Here is a 15,934-nt window from a genome sequence, read left to right on the forward strand (position 1 = left end):
TTACCAGCGTGCTTCGTAATGCTCCGCTGGCACCGTCTGATAACCAGGGCAAGCCGCGCAAATAACCAACCACATTCAAACGACCTCGCCACGGCGGGGTTTTTTATTGCCTGGAGGAAACCATGGTAGATGTAAATTTAATGCCAATTAACGCCGTCTGCGAAGCGACAGGTTACAAGAAGCCGACCATCTATGAATGGATGCGCGACGGGAAATTCCCTCGCCCAATCAAGAATGGTCGCTCTGTTCGTTGGCCTTCCAATGAAGTTGATGCATGGATTAAAGAGCGGATCACGTCTTGTCCGCGCTCAGGCCAGCAATGAAGTCTCCCCACCAGTTCATCATCTCCCGCCTTTCCTTCATGTACTCTGCGTGGTTGTAGGCCGCCGCTACCCTGTTCTTTTGTTGGTGGGCTAGTTGCGCCTCAATCACTTCTGGCCTGAACCCTTCTTCATGCAGCGTGGTAGATGCGGTGGCGCGGAAGTCGTGACCGGTTATCTCTCCGCTGGCAAACCCCTGATACTCAATCGCACGATTAATTGTGGTTTTGGCAATGACCTGTCCAGGCTTCGACGGACTCGGGAAAAGGAATTCTTTGTCGCCTGTCTGCAGCTTGAGTTCTTCCAGTAATTCGATAACATGACTGCACAACGGAACGCGGTGTTCTCTGCGCTTCTTCATTATCTCTTTTGGGATTGTCCACTCAGCCTTTTCAAAGTTGATATCTTCCCAGCGGGCCAACCTCAGTTCCTGCTGACGAACGAATGTCATAATCAGCATCTTAATAGCGATAGCCATCACCGGGCTTCGATAGTGCCTCAGCGCTGAAAGCAACTGACGGATGTCATCTAGTTCTACAGCCCTTGCGTGAGTTACCGGCTTCTGAATCACCGCGCCTTTAAGTGCGGCCGCCGGATCAACTTCTGCGCGCAACGTGGCAACTGCATAGCAAAATACTGACGAGCATATCTGCCGAACCTTGCCAGCTGAATATGCGTTACCGGCGTTTTCCAGTGTGCGCATAAGCGCAAGGATGTGAGCGGCTTTCACGTCACGGATCGGGATTTTCCCGATAGCTGGGAGGATGTGCTTATCAAGAAATCCGCGATTTACTATCTGAGTTTTTTCGGCCCATGTAATGGTCTTGCGCTCAAACCATTCGTCAGAAACTGACTTGAATGTGTTAGCCGCGTCGCCCATCGTGGCAAGCTTTTCCGTGTCTTTTACAACCGTTGGGTTCCTTCCCTGTTTAACCTTCTCACGCGCCCACTCACGTTCTTTTCTGGCATCAGCCAATGAAATAGCCGGGTATTCGCCAATAGTGTACCGGCCATCTTTTTTCGGGGTGAGCCAGAAGCGGTATCGCCATATTTTGGCACCGGATGGACGCACGTCGAGATAGAGCCCGTTACCGTCCTGCAACTGGTACGGTTTTTCCTGCGGCTTAGCGGATCGTATTTTCGTGTCGGTGAGAGGCATGGTTACCGGACAAGCAATCAAATTTGTCCGGTAGGTTATCCGGTTTTTTGCCAGCTCTCAATATTCGTCGGCATAACTCGGCATAACTTGAGCCAGTTCACAAAGGGGATTTGCGGAGGTGCGACATACTAAAGCATAACTACACATAATCCAGTGCAGATAAGCCAATAAGAGACGCATATCACATCCTGTAAAGTTAGTAGCGCGGTGAAAGGAAAATGAAAGGTTACTGTTTTAACAATCGAGAAACAGAATCGCTACAGAGCGGTTCACATAACGCAAAACATCTCTCGATAATTTGATGTGAGGAAGACAATGAAATCATCTCTGCTCTGTACCCTTTCAGCGCTTTCCCTGCTTTGCAGCTCTTTTGCAGGCATAGCGGCGGAAGCCCCCTCCCGCACCGAATGTATTGCCCCGGCAAAACCCGGCGGCGGTTTCGATCTGACCTGCAAACTGATTCAGGTCAGCCTCCAGGAAACGGGAGCCATTACCAAACCGATGCGCGTCACCTACATGCCGGGCGGCGTGGGTGCCGTGGCTTATAACGCAATTGTGGCCCAGCGCCCTGCCGAAGCGGGCACGCTGGTCGCCTTCTCCGGCGGCTCGTTACTCAACCTTTCACAGGGGAAATTTGGCCGCTATGGCGTGGACGACGTGCGCTGGCTGGCGAGCGTGGGCACCGACTACGGCATGATTGCCGTGCGCGCCGACTCCCCGTGGAAGAGCCTGAAAGATTTAATGCAGGCAATGGAAAAAGATCCTAACAGCGTGGTGTTTGGCGCGGGCGCCTCCATCGGCAGCCAGGACTGGATGAAAACGGCGCTGCTGGCGAAACAGGCCGGTGTCGATCCCCATAAAATGCGCTACGTGGCCTTTGAAGGCGGTGGCGAGCCGGTGACCGCCCTGCTCGGCAACCATATCCAGGCCGTTTCCGGCGATCTGAGCGAAATGGTTCCCTATCTGAAAGGCAACAAGCTTCGCGTGCTTGCCGTGTTTGCTGAAGAGCGGCTGCCCGGCGATCTGGCCCAGGTTCCCACCGCTAAAGAGCAGGGTTATGACCTCGTCTGGCCGATTATTCGCGGCTTCTACGTTGGGCCAAAAGTCAGCGACGAAACCTACGCCTGGTGGGTAAAGGAGTTTGAGAAGCTGCAGCAGACCGCAGAATTCAAACAGCAGCGGGATCTGCGCGGCCTGTTTGAGTTCAACATGACGGGCGCAGCGCTGGACAGCTACGTCAAAAAACAGGTTACGGATTATCGCGAGCAGGCTAAAGCGTTTGGGCTGGCGAAATAACCGATACCGGAGGTCATGATGAGCGATCGTATTTTTGCCGGTATCTGGCTGCTGCTGTGCATCGGCGGCCTGTTCGTCGCCTGGCAAATCCAGAGCGAATACACCTATGAACCCGTAGGGCCAAGGCCGTTCCCGATGGCGATTGTCGGACTGATGGCGCTGTGCTCCCTGCTGCTTCTGCTACGCCAGCCGGACGTGGTCAGCTGGCCTCATCACAAGGTGCTTCAGCGCCTGCTGGTGATGGTTATCGGCCTGCTGCTGTACGCATGGGGTTTTGAATGGCTGGGCTTCCCGCTCGCCACCGCGCTGCTGACGGTCTGTATCGGCATGCAGTTTGGGGCAACATGGCCTGCCGCCATCGTGGCGGGGATCGTGATGGGCGGCGCGCTCTTTTTCGCCTTCGATTATCTGCTGGACGTCACCCTACCCCTCGGCGCCTGGCTGAGCTAACGGAGGATTTATGGATACCTGGCTTTATCTTTCACAGGGCTTTGCCGTTGCGCTCACCCCTGAAAACCTGATGATTGCCCTCATCGGCTGCTTTGTTGGCACCATCGTCGGGCTGCTGCCGGGCCTGGGGCCGATTAACGGCGTGGCGATACTGCTGCCGCTGGCTTTTGCGCTCAAGCTACCGCCCGAGTCGGCGCTGATTCTGCTGGCAACGGTCTATATCGGCTGCGAATACGGGGGGCGGATTTCATCCATTTTGCTGAACGTGCCGGGGGATGCCGCCGCTATCATGACCGCGCTGGACGGCTATCCGATGGCGCAGCAGGGGAAAGGCGGCGTCGCGCTTTCTATCTCTGCGGTCAGTTCGTTCGTCGGCTCAATGATTGCCATCGGCGGGATTATTCTGTTTGCTCCGGCGCTGGCGCAGTGGTCGCTGAGCTTCGGGCCCGCCGAGTACTTTGCGCTGATGGTCTTCGCCATTGCCTGTCTGGGCAGCATGATGGCGCAGAATCCGCTGAAATCGTTTCTTGCCGCCCTCATCGGCCTGGGTCTTGCCACCGTCGGAGTAGATGCCAACACCGGGGTTTATCGCTTCACGTTTGACAGCGTTCATCTCTCCGACGGCGTGCAGTTCATCGTAGTGGTGATCGGCCTGTTCTCGGTGTCCGAAATTCTGCTGATGCTGGAGTCCACCAGCAGCGGGCAGACGCTGGTGCGCAAAACCGGACGCATGATGTTCAACATGAAAGAAGCCGCGCAGTGTACCGGGGCGACTTTGCGCTCGTCGGTCATTGGCTTCTTCGTCGGCATTCTGCCAGGTGCCGGGGCCACCATCGCCAGCGCCATCACCTACATGACCGAGAAGAAAATCAGCGGTAACAGCGACACGTTCGGCAAAGGGGATATTCGCGGCGTGGCCGCACCGGAGGCCGCCAACAACGCCTCAGCCTGCGGGTCGTTTATCCCGATGCTGACGCTGGGCGTGCCGGGTTCCGGCACCACGGCGGTCATGATGGGCGCGCTGACGCTCTATAACATCACGCCTGGACCCGCGATGTTTACCGAGCAGCCGGATATCGTCTGGGGGTTAATCGCTTCGCTGCTGGTTGCCAACGTGATGCTGCTGGTGATGAACATCCCGCTGATTGGCCTGTTCACCCGCATGCTGACCATCCCACTGTGGTTCCTGGTTCCGGCGATTGCGGCTGTTTCGGCCGTCGGGGTTTATGCGGTTCACAGCACCACCTTCGATCTGGTGCTGATGGTCGGGCTTGGAATTCTGGGGTACATCCTGCGTAAGATGCACTTCCCGATGTCGCCGCTGATCCTGGGCTTCGTGCTGGGGGAAATGCTCGAGCAGAACCTGCGCCGGGCGCTGTCCATCAGCAACGGTGGGCTGTCTATACTGTGGGAAAGCGGCGTGGCGAAAAGCCTGCTGGTACTGGCGGTAGCGGTGATTGTAATTCCGCCGCTGTTACGTCTGGTTCGTCGTCAGCGTAAGGCGGCGGTGGAATTAGGGTGATGTTTAGTGGATGGCGCTAATGCTTATCAACCCTACTTTTCTCATTAACCCATGCAATTAACCGGGCGCGGGATATTTTTATCCCGCCCTGTTTTACCGAGTCGGGCAGAGGCAGCCAGCGCACGGGCTGCTGGAAACGCGCTAGCCTTCCCTGCACCCACTCCGCCAGAAGCGACAGATCAAATTCAGCATCCGCTTCGACCACCGCAACCGGCCGCTGGCCAAACTCGGCATCGTCAACGGGTACGATAAATACCTGCTTCACCGCCGGGTGCGCAGCGATAACCCGCTCCACCTCTTCCGGCTGAATGCCCTCCCCGCCGCTGAAAAAGAGATTATCCAGACGCCCGACAATCGTGAGCCTGCCGCCGCTTAGCACGCCCCGATCGCGGGTGCTGAACCAGCCTTCGTCATTGACAATCGGCACCAGCCTGCCGTTACGCCAGTAGCCGCTGGCCAGGCTGTTGGCGCGGATCCAGACCTCGTTTTCAACGATCTTCACTTCGCGACCGGGTAGCGCCTCGCCGACGTCAGGCAGCCCGTCCGCCCGTTTGGCACACACCGTTGAAGCAAGCTCCGTCAGGCCATAGCCACACCAGCAGTCCACGCCGCGCGCCTGGGCTGCTTCGGTTAATTCGACGGGGATTGCCGCGCCGCCCAGCAGAACTTCGCGTAATGCCAGAGGTTTAGATTGTTCGAGCAGGCGCCAGAGCTGCGTTGGCACAAGCGAGGCGTGCGTGCAGCCCTGCAACGCATCCGCGAGAGGGTGAAGCGACCTCACAACCATGCAGCCACCGGCAAGCAGCCAGCGCCAAAGGATGCCCTGCCCGGAAACGTGAAACAGCGGCAGCGAGAGCAGCCAGCTGTCGTCCTTGCCATAATTCATCACCGACAGCACGCCCTGCGCGCTGGCAAGATGCGCGGCAAAAGTATGAACCGCGGCCTTTGGCAAACCGCTGGAGCCGGAAGTCAGCGTCATAGAAGCCAGCCGCTGCGGCTGCCAGTCAGTCTGCCAGGGTTTATCCGCTATAGCCTTAAGCGTGGTGAATCCCGGGACGGGCTGCGCGTCATCCAGCACCAGCGCGTGGCTGATGGTCAGGCCGGGAAGCAGCTGGCTGAGCAAAGCGTCCGGGAGCTGGGGATTGAGCGGCAAAACCCGCACACCGCATTGCAGCAGCGCCAGCCAGCAGAGTACAGCTTCCGCACTGTTTTTTGCCCGCAGCGCAACGCCGTCGCCTTCGCGAACGCCCTGCTGGCAGAACCCACCGGCCAGCGCATCGACTCGCTGACAGAGCGTCTGCCAGCCCAGCGTTTCATCCGCCAGCCGCAGCGCCGCAGCTTCACCACTAAGCGTTGCCCAGTGCTGCCAGGGCCAGGTAACAAAATTCATAGTACGCGCTCAAGCTTGTCCAGCTGCCAGCACGGCAGCGGACTGCCCGGCCATTCGCGCACCAGCTGCGCCTGCATCAGCGACAGCGTATCAAGCCCGGGCACGGTCTGCGGCGTAAGCCAGGCGGCAATGCGCGCAAGCTGCGTCAGGCCAAGACTGGACTCAATGGATGAGCTGATCACAGCCGTTAAACCCAGAGCGTGCGCCGCTTCCACCTGCGCCCGTACTTTTGCCAGGCTGCCGGTAAGCGTGGGTTTAATAATTACGGCTTTCAGGCCAGGCTCGGCGGCAAATTCAAAATCCGCCTCGCGCAGGCTTTCGTCCCAGGCAATCGCAATGCCCGTTTCGCGCGCAAATTCGCGTGACTGCTCGCGGGTTTTACACGGTTCTTCAATAAAGGCGATGCGCGGACGCAAATCAGGATTGACGTATTTTGCAAACTGCTGCGCCTTAAGCGGCGTCCAGCCACGGTTGGCGTCCAGACGCAGCCTTAAATCAGGCACCGCTTCAAGCAGCAAGTTGACAACCATGCCGTCGCGCACGGCTTCGTACAGGCCGACTTTCACCTTCGCCACTTTCTCGCCGGGCAAAGCTTCCAGCATCGCAAAAAGCTCATCCGGGTCGCCGGTGCAAAGCGGCGCGGCGCGATAGTCTGCCCCCGCTGGCAGCTCACTGTTTAGCTCCGCCAGCGCGCAGCTCAGGCCAAACGCCACGGAAGGCAGCTCGGGCAGCTCACTGCCCCAGCCGGATTGCCAGGCGCTGAGCCATTCCAGCGTTACACGCTGCGCGTCATCTACGGTTTCTAAGCTAAAGCCCGGCAGCGGGGAGATTTCCCCCCAGCCTTCTTTGTCACCCTCGGAAAGACGCACCAGCAGGCCGTCGCGGGTTTTCAGGCGCTGATTGCGCAGCACCACGCCTGCATCCATTGGCACCTGAAAGCGCCACAGCCCAACGCTTCGCATTACGGATTCCGTTTAAATTTGCTGAAGTCCGGCTGGCGCTTCTGGTTGAACGCGTTGCGCCCTTCCTGGCCCTCTTCGGTCATATAGAACAGCATGGTGGCGTTACCCGCCAGCTCCTGCAGGCCGGCCTGGCCGTCGCAGTCCGCGTTCAGAGCGGCTTTCAGGCAGCGCAGCGCCATCGGACTGTTTTCCAGCATTTCACGGCACCAGCGCACGGTCTCTTTTTCCAGATCGGCATTCGGCACCACAGTGTTAACCAGGCCCATATCCAGCGCTTCTTTCGCATCGTACTGACGGCACAGGAACCAGATTTCGCGTGCTTTTTTCTGACCGACGATGCGGGCCATATAAGAGGCGCCCCAGCCGCCGTCGAAGGAGCCGACTTTCGGGCCGGTCTGGCCGAAGATGGCGTTTTCAGCCGCGATTGTCAGATCACACATCATGTGCAGTACGTGACCGCCGCCGATGGAGTAACCGGCTACCATCGCCACAACTGGTTTTGGGCAGGTGCGGATCTGGCGCTGGAAGTCCAGCACGTTCAGGTGATGGGTGCCGCTGGCGTCCTGGTAGCCGCCGTAGTCGCCGCGTACTTTCTGATCGCCGCCCGCGCAGAAGGCTTTTTCGCCTTCGCCAGTCAGGATAATGACGCCGATGTTGTCGTCGTAGCGGGCATCCGCCAGCGCGTTGATCATCTCTTTGACGGTCAGCGGGCGGAACGCATTGCGCACTTCCGGACGGTTAATGGTGATTTTTGCGATGCCGTCCGCAGATTTGTGATAGCGGATGTCGGTATAGCCTTCGGAGCAGTCCTGCCATTCAACCGGGGCGTAAAGTACTTTTTCATCAGGATAAATCATGGTGAGACCTCAATATGTTGACGCAATAAAGTGAGCAGGCAGGCGCGAAACGCAGCAGGATTTTCCCTGTGCGCGTTGTGCCCGGCCGCGGGAATAAGATGCGGTGACAGGCCCAGACCTGCGGCAGCGGCGCGGAATTTTTCATCCCGCTCACCACAAATATAGTGAAACGGTACGTGCAGCTTATGGAGAGGCGTGTGTAGATCGGGCTGCACGCCCAGAGAAGTGGATTCAAGCATATCTGCAAGCGTGGCGGGATTGTTATGGCTGCGCAGCTCAACCAGCGCCGCCCGCTGCACATCCGTCAGCGAGCGGAACACCGGTTGTAGATACCAGGCTTCAAGCACCTCAGCAACAGGCCGATCACGGAATCGCTGCGCCCAGAGCTGGTCAGACGCCAGCCTCGCGTTACGAGCCTCAGGATCCGCAAGCCCAGGATTTCCGCCCTCGACGATCAGCCCCCGCAGCCCGGTATTCTCTGCCTGACAGGCGTGATACATCGCCACTCTTCCACCGAGCGAGTACCCCACCAGCCAGTAGTTAAGTATGTTGTAACTAACTAACGTTTTGCGCAGCAAATCGTCAACCGCAGCAAAACCTTCCGCCGAAATCTCTGCCGAGCCGCCGTGGCCGGGCAGGTCAACGGCGAGCTGCGGCCACTGTGTAAACGAATCGTAAAACGGCGCCCACTCCTGCTGGCTGCCCAGAAAGCCGTGCAGCCAGACCACGCAGGGCAGATCCGCACGCAGGCCTGGCATGTGGGCCGCATGCAGAATCATGCCTGGCTGACCTGCGCCAGCAGCGTTTGCAGCGTCTGCGCGCCGTCCGTTTCCGGCACGGTTATTTCAACTACCGTAGCCCGTGGCGATTTCCAGGCCTGCGTCACCACGCTCTCAAGATCGCTCCAGGAGGAAGGATTGTGGTAGGCCAGCCCGAACATCGCCGCCGCGTGAGAAAAGTTGATGTCCTGCGGCATACAGTAGAAGCGCTCGCGCTCGGCGGCAGGCGTAGGCAGCAGCGAGAAGATTTGGCCACCGTTGTTGTTCACCACCAGCAGCACAAAGGGCGCAGATACCTGACGCAATAACGCCAGCGAGTTCATGTCGTAGAGCGCGGACAAATCCCCGACGATGGCAAACGTGGGGCGAGCGGTTGCCCGCTGGACGCCAGCAGAAGTCGAAAGCAGACCGTCAATGCCGCTCGCGCCGCGGTTGCTGTAAACCGGGTAGCCCGCGGGCATCTGCGCAAAGGAGTCAACGAGGCGGACAATCAGGCTGTTGCCGACGAACAGCTGGCCCCCTTCGGGAAGGAGTTCCGGCAGGCGGGCCGCGACCTGCGCCTCGCCAAATTCTGCGGTGCCCAGCTTTACGGTATCCCGCGCCAGACGAGCCAGCGGCGCCAGTTTTTCCGCCCAGGCCGAACGTTTTTCAGCCGGATGCAGTTCCAGCCATTCGCCGATATTCGCTGAAAGACGGCGACCACGATGGTTAGCGGGATCAAGCCTGCCCGGCAGCGGGTCGACAATCCAGTACTCTTCAGGCTGGCAGGTGGCCTGCCATTGCAGGACGCGCTTGCCCGTCAGGCTGCCGCCAAACTGGATGATAATTTGCGCCTGGGCAAGCTCCGTCGTCGCCTGGCTGTTGCCGAGCCACAGGTCCGCACACGGCAGCGGCTGCCCGGTTTGCGACAGCACGTCGCCTATCAGCGGCCAGCCGAGCATTTTTGCCCATACGGCAACCTGCACGCCCTCTTCCGCGCTCATGCGCCCGGCTACCACCACGCCGCGCTTCTGCCGCCAGAAGAACCAGTCGCGCTGTTTAGCGATTTCACGGCCATAAACTTCGCGCAGCCAGGGTTTATCGCCCTGCCACCAGCCGCCCAGCTCGTTGAGCCAGCCGATGCCGGTGTCATCCGGCGCGCCGTAAAGGGGTTCCGCAAACGGGCAGTTGATATGGACGCCACCGCTGGTCTGCTGCCCCAGCGCGCTGTCAACAGTCGAGACGAGCCAGCGGGCGGGGATATCCTGGGTCGGCCGCGGTAAATTCACGCTGACCGTTGGGTGGCTGCCGAACATGCCCGGCTGGCGAATCGCCTGGTTAGCCCCGCAGTCGATAAGTTCCGGCGGACGGTCCGCCGTCAGCAGAATGAGTTTCTCACCCGTCAGCCCCGCTTCAATCAGGGCGGGATAGAGATTCGCCACCGCCGTGCCGGAGGTCACTATCACGGCCACGGGCTGGCCGCTCGCTTTCGCAAGGCCTAATGCAAGATGGCCCAGCCCACGCTCATCAAAGTGGGTGTGGCAAATAAACGCCTGATTCTCCGCCGCAGTTAGCGTCAGCGGGGTAGAGCGCGAGCCCGGAGCGATACAGACATGGCGCACGCCGTGACGGGTGAGCGCTTCGAGGATCACCTGCGCCCAGCGGCGGTTAAACGAGCTTATCGACATTTTCTGGTCCTGAGTCAAATTCGCTGACTCATTATAATTATTGCTGGAATGGTTATTTTGATATGAATCGGTAATGAATCATTCAGAAGGCCGTTTTGGTCAGCAAAGTCCGCAGGCTTGCCGCTTTATTTTCTATTTCCTGCCACTCCTGCTCCGGGTCAGACCCGGCGACGATCCCTGCCCCGGCGTACAGCCGCACCGTGATGCCGCTGACCTTAGCCGAGCGCAGCGCAACGCAAAACTCTGTCTGGTGGCAGGAAAGATAACCTGCCGAACCGGCGTACCACTCCCGGTCGAAAGGTTCGAAATCATTAATAAACGCTTTAGCGGATTCACGAGGAAGCCCGGCGACGGCGGCGGTTGGCTGTAGCTGCTCCAGGCAAACGGCGTCATCCGGATTTTCAAGATCCGTCCAGATGCAGCGGCGAAGATGCTGCACCTTACGCAAGCGAATCACCTGGGGAGGCAGCACGTCCAGCACGCCGGACTGGCCCTTCAGGCGTTCGCAGATATCCTCCACCACCAGCATATTTTCCCGCTGGTTTTTATCATCTTTGAGCAGCCACTGGCCCAGCGACCACGCATGGTGATCGTCAACGTGATTGGCTACGGTGCCCGCCAGCGCTTCGGTACGCAGCGCCGAGTCGATACGCCGCCACAGCCGCTCCGGGCTGGAGCCCAGGAAAGCAGTATTGGCGTCGAAGACCATCATGAAATGGTAGCACCTGAAATTCACCCGTCGGCTGGCTGCCATCAGCGCCGCGGGCGCAACGGGGCCGGAGAAGCGCAGATCGGTTGCTCGGGCCAGCACGACTTTTTCCATCTCGCCGTTGCCAATGGCTTCCGTTGCCCGTCCAATCAGGCGATACCAGTCATTCTGCCCCGGCTGATGCTGTTCGCTCATGCATTGCAGATGCAGAGGCAGCAGCGGCTTAGCAGGAAGAAGCTGTTCAATGAAGTCCGCCGCCGCCCGGGCGTCGTCTTTAAGCGAGGTCTCGCTGTATAAATGCAGCCACAGGCAGGCTTCGCCGCCTTTACGCCGCCATTCAAGACGCGAGAGGAATAAGCAGCCCTGCGCCGGGTCGAAGGCGTTCAGACCCCAGATGCGCAGCGAAGCGTGAGTTGAATGGGCTTTCAGAAAGGCCTGGGCATCCGCCAGCGCCGTAAACTGCCGCAGGGAGCCAAGCGCGGCGACTTCGTCACTGCCCTCGCGCTGCTGCCAGTAAAATTGCGGATACAGCTTCTGGCAGGCCAGCCAGGCAAGCGGGTCGGAATCATCGCTCAGGGTGACATCCACGCACAGGCGGTGAAGCCCCGGGGCATCCGCAAATTCGCCTGTCAATGCAAGCCGGAGTTGTTGCAGCGCGACGGTTACTGAATTCACGTTTACCTCACCTTCCCTGAAAACCACTGATTATACGTGGTCATGGCGACAAAAAAAAATCCCACCCAGTAGGTAAGATTTCTTTAGCTGGCGTACGGTTAAATGTACGCCAGTACCACTTTAACGTCGGGCCAGCAGCAGCCCAAGTATTAACCCTGCCGCGGCGCCCACGCCAATTCCCTGCCAGGGTTTTTCGTGGACATAATCATCCGCACGATAGGCCGCTTTTTTAGCGCGATAATAGTAGTTGTCAGAAGCATGGCTGACCCGATCTTTTACATCGTTCAACGCCTGTTCGGCGCGCGCTTTAAGCTCGATGTATTTTTGGTCAGCCGGATCGCCGGAAGAGCGCAGGACTTCCTCAAGCGTCTCACTCAGCAGGGTCAGGTCATCATCAAGACGAGATTCATACGGTTGCATTATTGTTCTCCGTGTTATTTCCGGGAAAAGGAAGGAAATTTGCTCGTCCGCTAACTATAGACAATGAGCACGCTTCTTGCCTGCCCGCAACGCTTAACGATTCGCCATGCCGACGTGGGGGATGCCATCTTCGTCATAAACTTCCGTTACGGGCTTAAAGCCAAAGCGGGCGTAAAAGCCTTGCAGATGCGCCTGTGCGCCCAGATAAACCGTGCTCTGCGGCCAGTGCTGCTGGCATGAAGCCATCGCCTGCTCCATCAGTTTGTAGCCCAGCTTTTCGCCGCGCGCCGCCGGGTCGATAATCACCCGTCCGATCACCACCGGTTCGAGATCGTTATCGCTTTTCAAAATACGGGCGTAGGCCGCAAGCTTGCCGTCGCGCCAGCCGAGCAGATGACGATTTTCGCCGACCAGATCGTCACCGTCGATATCCTGATACGGGCAGTTTTGCTCAACGATAAATACCGCGTTGCGCAGGGCCAGCACGCTGTAGAGATCGCTGACGCTGAGTTCGGAGTGATGCAGGTCTTGCCAGATTAACATGCTGATGTTCCTTATTTTCTCGACGGGAGAGTTATCTTCCCCCATAAAAAAACCGCCGACAAGCGGCGGTTTTTCAAAGCAGGACTTAGCTTACATCAATGGCTTCGCTAACTGTACCAGCTCGATAAGCGGCTGCGGGTAAACGCCCAGCAGCAGCACCAGCACGGCAGAGATCAGCACCACTACGCCGCCCGCGGTAAACGCCCAGTTCCCCGGGGTGTCGCGGTTGAGCTGCTGAGGCGCACTCAGATACAGGCTCACGGTGACGCGCAGGTAGTAATACAGGCCGATGGCGCTGCCCAGCACTACTGCGCCGGTCAGCCACCACAGGTGCGCCTGAACGCCCACTGCGATGATGTAGAACTTACCGATGAAGCCCAGGGTCATTGGGATACCCGCCAGGGACAGCATCATCACGGTCATGACCGCTGACAGAACCGGCTTGTGCCAGAACAGACCACGGTAGGAGTACAGGGAGTCTGCATCCGGGCCACGGTACGGGCTGGACATCAGGCTGACCACGCCGAACGCGCCGAGGCTGCTGAACAGGTATCCTGCCAGGTAAACGCCGACGGATTCCATGGACATGCTGCCGTTTTGCATCGCAATCAGCGCTACCATCAGGTAACCCAGGTGCGCGATGGAGGAGTAGCCGAGCAGACGCTTGATATTGGTCTGGCTCAGCGCCATCAGGTTACCGAAGAGGATAGAGGCGAAGGCGATAATGCCCAGCACCACGCGAACGGCCTCGCTGTCACCAATCGGTGCGTAGAGGAACAGACGCATCACCACGCCAAAGATGGCGATTTTACTGGCGGTAGCCAGGAAGGTGGAAACCGGAGCAGGTGCGCCCTGGTAAACGTCTGGCGTCCACAGATGGAACGGCACCAGCGACAGCTTGAAGCCCAGGCCAACGATCATCAGGCCCAGACCCGCCAGCAGCAGCGGCTCGTGCAGCATGTTGTCCGCCAGGCTCTTGCCGAGGCTAACGAACGACAGGCTGCCGGACTCTGCGTACACCAGCGCCATACCGAACAGCAGGAAAGAAGAGGCCGCAGCGGACAGGATCATGTACTTGATGCTGGCTTCCAGCGAGCGTTTCTGTCGGAAGGCGTAGCCAATCAGACCGAACAGCGGCAGTGAAATCAGCTCAATGCCGAGGAACAGCGCGGCCAGGTGGTTGGCGTTCGCCAGCAGAATCCCGCCCAGGGCGGCAATCAGCACCAGCAGATAGAACTCTTCTTTGTTGTCGGTATAGCCCTGTAACCACGGATAAGCGAAGGTACAGGTCGCGAGGCTTGCCAGCAGCACCAGCCCGGTATAGAGCATGGCGTAGCCGTCAACGCGCATCAGCGGGGTGACATCCATCGCACCGGCCTGCCCTACAAACCACAGGGAGACGAGTGCCGCGTTAAGCCCGATAACGGACAGTGTTGCATTAACAAAATGGTCGCGTCGCCACGCTATGGAGAGCATCACAACCACCACCGTCAATCCGACGATCAACAGCGGCAGCAGCGCGATCAAATGTTGAGGAGTTATAGTCATGGCGAATTACGGCCTTGTAGTTGAAAGTGAACTGCTAAACCACTGCTGAACATTGCTCATCGCAGCGTGCGAGGTATCCAGAATCGGCTGTGGATAGAAGCCCAGCAGGACCAGCAGCACCACCAGCAACAGGATGATAAAGAACTCGCGCAGCGACATGCCCGGCAGCTGTTTATCGCTGATTTCGCTCTTCGCTTTACCGAAGTAGGCGCGATGCAGCATCGCCAGGGAATAGACAGAAGCAAACACCAGGCCGAAGGTGGAGATCACAGTGATCACCGGCACGGTGTGGAAGCTGCCGAACAGGATCATGAACTCACCAACGAAGTTACCGGTGCCCGGCATCCCTAGGGTTGCCACAGCAAAGAACATCGACAGACCCGGCAGCCATTTGATTTTGTTCCACAGGCCGCCCATCAGACGCATGTCGCGGGTGTGCAGACGCTCGTAGAGCTGACCACAGATGATGAACATACCCGCCGCGGAAAGGCCGTGGGCAATCATCTGGATAACCGCACCCTGGTAAGCGAGCTGGTTGCCGGTATAGATAGCAATCAGCACGAAGCCCATGTGGGAAACGGAGGTATAAGCAATCAGACGTTTGATATCGGTCTGCGCGAAGGCCATCCACGCACCGTAGAAGATACCGATGACGCCCAGCCACATAGCGATTGGGGCAAACTCAGCGGAAGCCTCCGGGAACAGCGGCAGCGAGAAGCGCAGCAGGCCGTAAGCCGCGGTTTTCAGCAGGATACCCGCCAGGTCAACGGAACCCGCCGTTGGTGCCTGGGAGTGAGCATCCGGCAGCCAGCCGTGCAGCGGAACCACCGGCATTTTCACCGCAAACGCAATGAAGAAGCCGAGCATCAGCAGCCACTGCACACCGTGGGACATCGGCGTTTTCAGCAGCAGCTCATAGTTGAAGGTCCAGACGCCGGTTGCGTTGTAGTGCACGAACACCAGGCCAAGAATAGCAATCAGCATCACCAGGCCGCTTGCCTGGGTATAGATGAAGAACTTGGTCGCAGCGGTAATACGCGTCTTCCCGTCGGAGGCTTTGTGGCCCCACAGTGCGATCAGGAAGTACATCGGCACCAGCATCATTTCCCAGAAGAAGAAGAACAGGAACATGTCGATGGCAAGGAACACGCCGATAACGCCACCGAGGATCCACATCAGGTTGAGGTGGAAGAAGCCCTGATACTTTTCAATCTCGTTCCAGGAACAGAGTACTGCCAGCACGCCGAGCAGACCGGTCAGCACGACCATCAGCAACGACAGGCCGTCCAGCGCTAAGTGGATTTCAATCCCGAAGCGGGGGATCCACGGCAGAACAAATTCAGACTGCCACTGCGGCAGGCCAGCCGCCTGCGTCAGCGTGTAGCCGCCGGCTAACCACAGTTGCAGCGAGAGAGCCAGCGTCAGCCCCATGGTCACCAGCGCGATCCAGCGCGGCACTTTTACGCCGAAGCGCTCAGTTTGCCAGCAGAGGAAGCCGCCGATAAAGGGGATTAATATTAGCCAGGGTAATAGCATGGCATTTGTGTCCCTAAGTCAAAATAAACCAAAACATCACTCACCTCCCCTTCCCGGGTAGGGTGGATAAGCGTTAGCGTCATCCACCAATTGCACCCGAG

15 protein-coding genes are annotated in these 15,934 nt (G+C 58.5%); 4 read left to right on the forward strand and 11 right to left on the reverse strand.

What is annotated here, in order from left to right; genetic code table 11:
- Positions 1 to 140: 140 nt before the first annotated feature.
- Positions 141 to 323: a helix-turn-helix transcriptional regulator gene (locus AAE045_RS12790; protein ID WP_455548289.1), complete on the forward strand. Its 183-nt coding sequence runs from the start codon at positions 141 to 143 to the stop codon at positions 321 to 323.
- On the opposite strand, the gene AAE045_RS12795 is transcribed toward AAE045_RS12790, so the two are convergent.
- The gene (locus tag AAE045_RS12795) at positions 292 to 1,479 is read right to left on the reverse strand and encodes a tyrosine-type recombinase/integrase (RefSeq protein ID WP_455548069.1); all 1,188 of its coding nucleotides are present in this window, start codon (positions 1,477 to 1,479) and stop codon (positions 292 to 294) included. The two genes, AAE045_RS12790 and AAE045_RS12795, sit on opposite strands and share 32 nt — an antisense overlap.
- A gap of 315 nt (positions 1,480 to 1,794) precedes the next feature.
- Between AAE045_RS12795 and AAE045_RS12800 the strand changes: the two genes are divergently transcribed.
- The 3 genes from AAE045_RS12800 to AAE045_RS12810 are packed head-to-tail and all read left to right on the forward strand — an operon-like array spanning position 1,795 to position 4,747.
- Positions 1,795 to 2,775, forward strand: coding sequence for a Bug family tripartite tricarboxylate transporter substrate binding protein (locus AAE045_RS12800; RefSeq protein ID WP_455548070.1), 981 nt, complete (start codon positions 1,795 to 1,797; stop codon positions 2,773 to 2,775).
- A 15-nt stretch (positions 2,776 to 2,790) separates the two neighbouring features.
- Entirely contained in the window at positions 2,791 to 3,225 is a 435-nt protein-coding gene (locus AAE045_RS12805) for a tripartite tricarboxylate transporter TctB family protein (RefSeq protein WP_455425220.1), read from the forward strand.
- Between the two features lie 10 nt (positions 3,226 to 3,235).
- Positions 3,236 to 4,747, forward strand: a complete 1,512-nt coding sequence (locus AAE045_RS12810) for a tripartite tricarboxylate transporter permease (RefSeq protein ID WP_455548071.1) — start codon at positions 3,236 to 3,238, stop codon at positions 4,745 to 4,747.
- A 16-nt stretch (positions 4,748 to 4,763) separates the two neighbouring features.
- Here the strand turns inward: AAE045_RS12810 and menE are convergent, their stop codons facing one another.
- From menE to nuoM, 10 genes are all read right to left on the reverse strand, one after another.
- Positions 4,764 to 6,137, reverse strand: a complete 1,374-nt coding sequence (gene menE / locus AAE045_RS12815) for an o-succinylbenzoate--CoA ligase (RefSeq protein ID WP_455548072.1) — start codon at positions 6,135 to 6,137, stop codon at positions 4,764 to 4,766.
- The gene (menC, locus tag AAE045_RS12820) at positions 6,134 to 7,099 is read right to left on the reverse strand and encodes an o-succinylbenzoate synthase (protein ID WP_455548073.1); all 966 of its coding nucleotides are present in this window, start codon (positions 7,097 to 7,099) and stop codon (positions 6,134 to 6,136) included. The genes menE and menC overlap by 4 nt, the downstream gene beginning before the upstream one ends.
- Entirely contained in the window at positions 7,099 to 7,956 is an 858-nt protein-coding gene (gene menB / locus AAE045_RS12825) for a 1,4-dihydroxy-2-naphthoyl-CoA synthase (RefSeq protein WP_271129312.1), read from the reverse strand. Before menB ends, menC begins: the two co-directional genes overlap by 1 nt.
- Entirely contained in the window at positions 7,953 to 8,735 is a 783-nt protein-coding gene (gene menH, locus AAE045_RS12830; RefSeq protein ID WP_455548074.1) for a 2-succinyl-6-hydroxy-2,4-cyclohexadiene-1-carboxylate synthase, read from the reverse strand. Before menH ends, menB begins: the two co-directional genes overlap by 4 nt.
- A complete protein-coding gene (gene menD / locus AAE045_RS12835; RefSeq protein ID WP_455548075.1) occupies positions 8,732 to 10,402 on the reverse strand; it encodes a 2-succinyl-5-enolpyruvyl-6-hydroxy-3-cyclohexene-1-carboxylic-acid synthase in 1,671 nt (556 codons plus the stop codon). The genes menH and menD overlap by 4 nt, the downstream gene beginning before the upstream one ends.
- Before the next feature lie 82 nt (positions 10,403 to 10,484).
- Positions 10,485 to 11,786: an isochorismate synthase MenF gene (menF, locus tag AAE045_RS12840; RefSeq protein ID WP_455548076.1), complete on the reverse strand. Its 1,302-nt coding sequence runs from the start codon at positions 11,784 to 11,786 to the stop codon at positions 10,485 to 10,487.
- 120 nt (positions 11,787 to 11,906) lie between these two features.
- Complete coding sequence (gene elaB / locus AAE045_RS12845; protein ID WP_455425228.1) at positions 11,907 to 12,206, reverse strand: DUF883 domain-containing protein; 300 nt, start codon at positions 12,204 to 12,206, stop codon at positions 11,907 to 11,909.
- 93 nt (positions 12,207 to 12,299) lie between these two features.
- A complete protein-coding gene (locus AAE045_RS12850) occupies positions 12,300 to 12,749 on the reverse strand; it encodes a GNAT family N-acetyltransferase (protein WP_455548077.1) in 450 nt (149 codons plus the stop codon).
- Positions 12,750 to 12,839: 90 nt separating this feature from the next.
- On the reverse strand, positions 12,840 to 14,297 hold the full coding sequence (nuoN, locus tag AAE045_RS12855; RefSeq protein WP_455548078.1) for an NADH-quinone oxidoreductase subunit NuoN: 1,458 nt from the start codon (positions 14,295 to 14,297) through the stop codon (positions 12,840 to 12,842).
- A 6-nt stretch (positions 14,298 to 14,303) separates the two neighbouring features.
- On the reverse strand, positions 14,304 to 15,833 hold the full coding sequence (gene nuoM, locus AAE045_RS12860; protein WP_455548079.1) for an NADH-quinone oxidoreductase subunit M: 1,530 nt from the start codon (positions 15,831 to 15,833) through the stop codon (positions 14,304 to 14,306).
- Positions 15,834 to 15,934 lie beyond the last annotated feature (101 nt).

The organism is Dryocola clanedunensis, assembly GCF_038405435.1.
GTDB lineage: Bacteria > Pseudomonadota > Gammaproteobacteria > Enterobacterales > Enterobacteriaceae > Dryocola > Dryocola clanedunensis_A.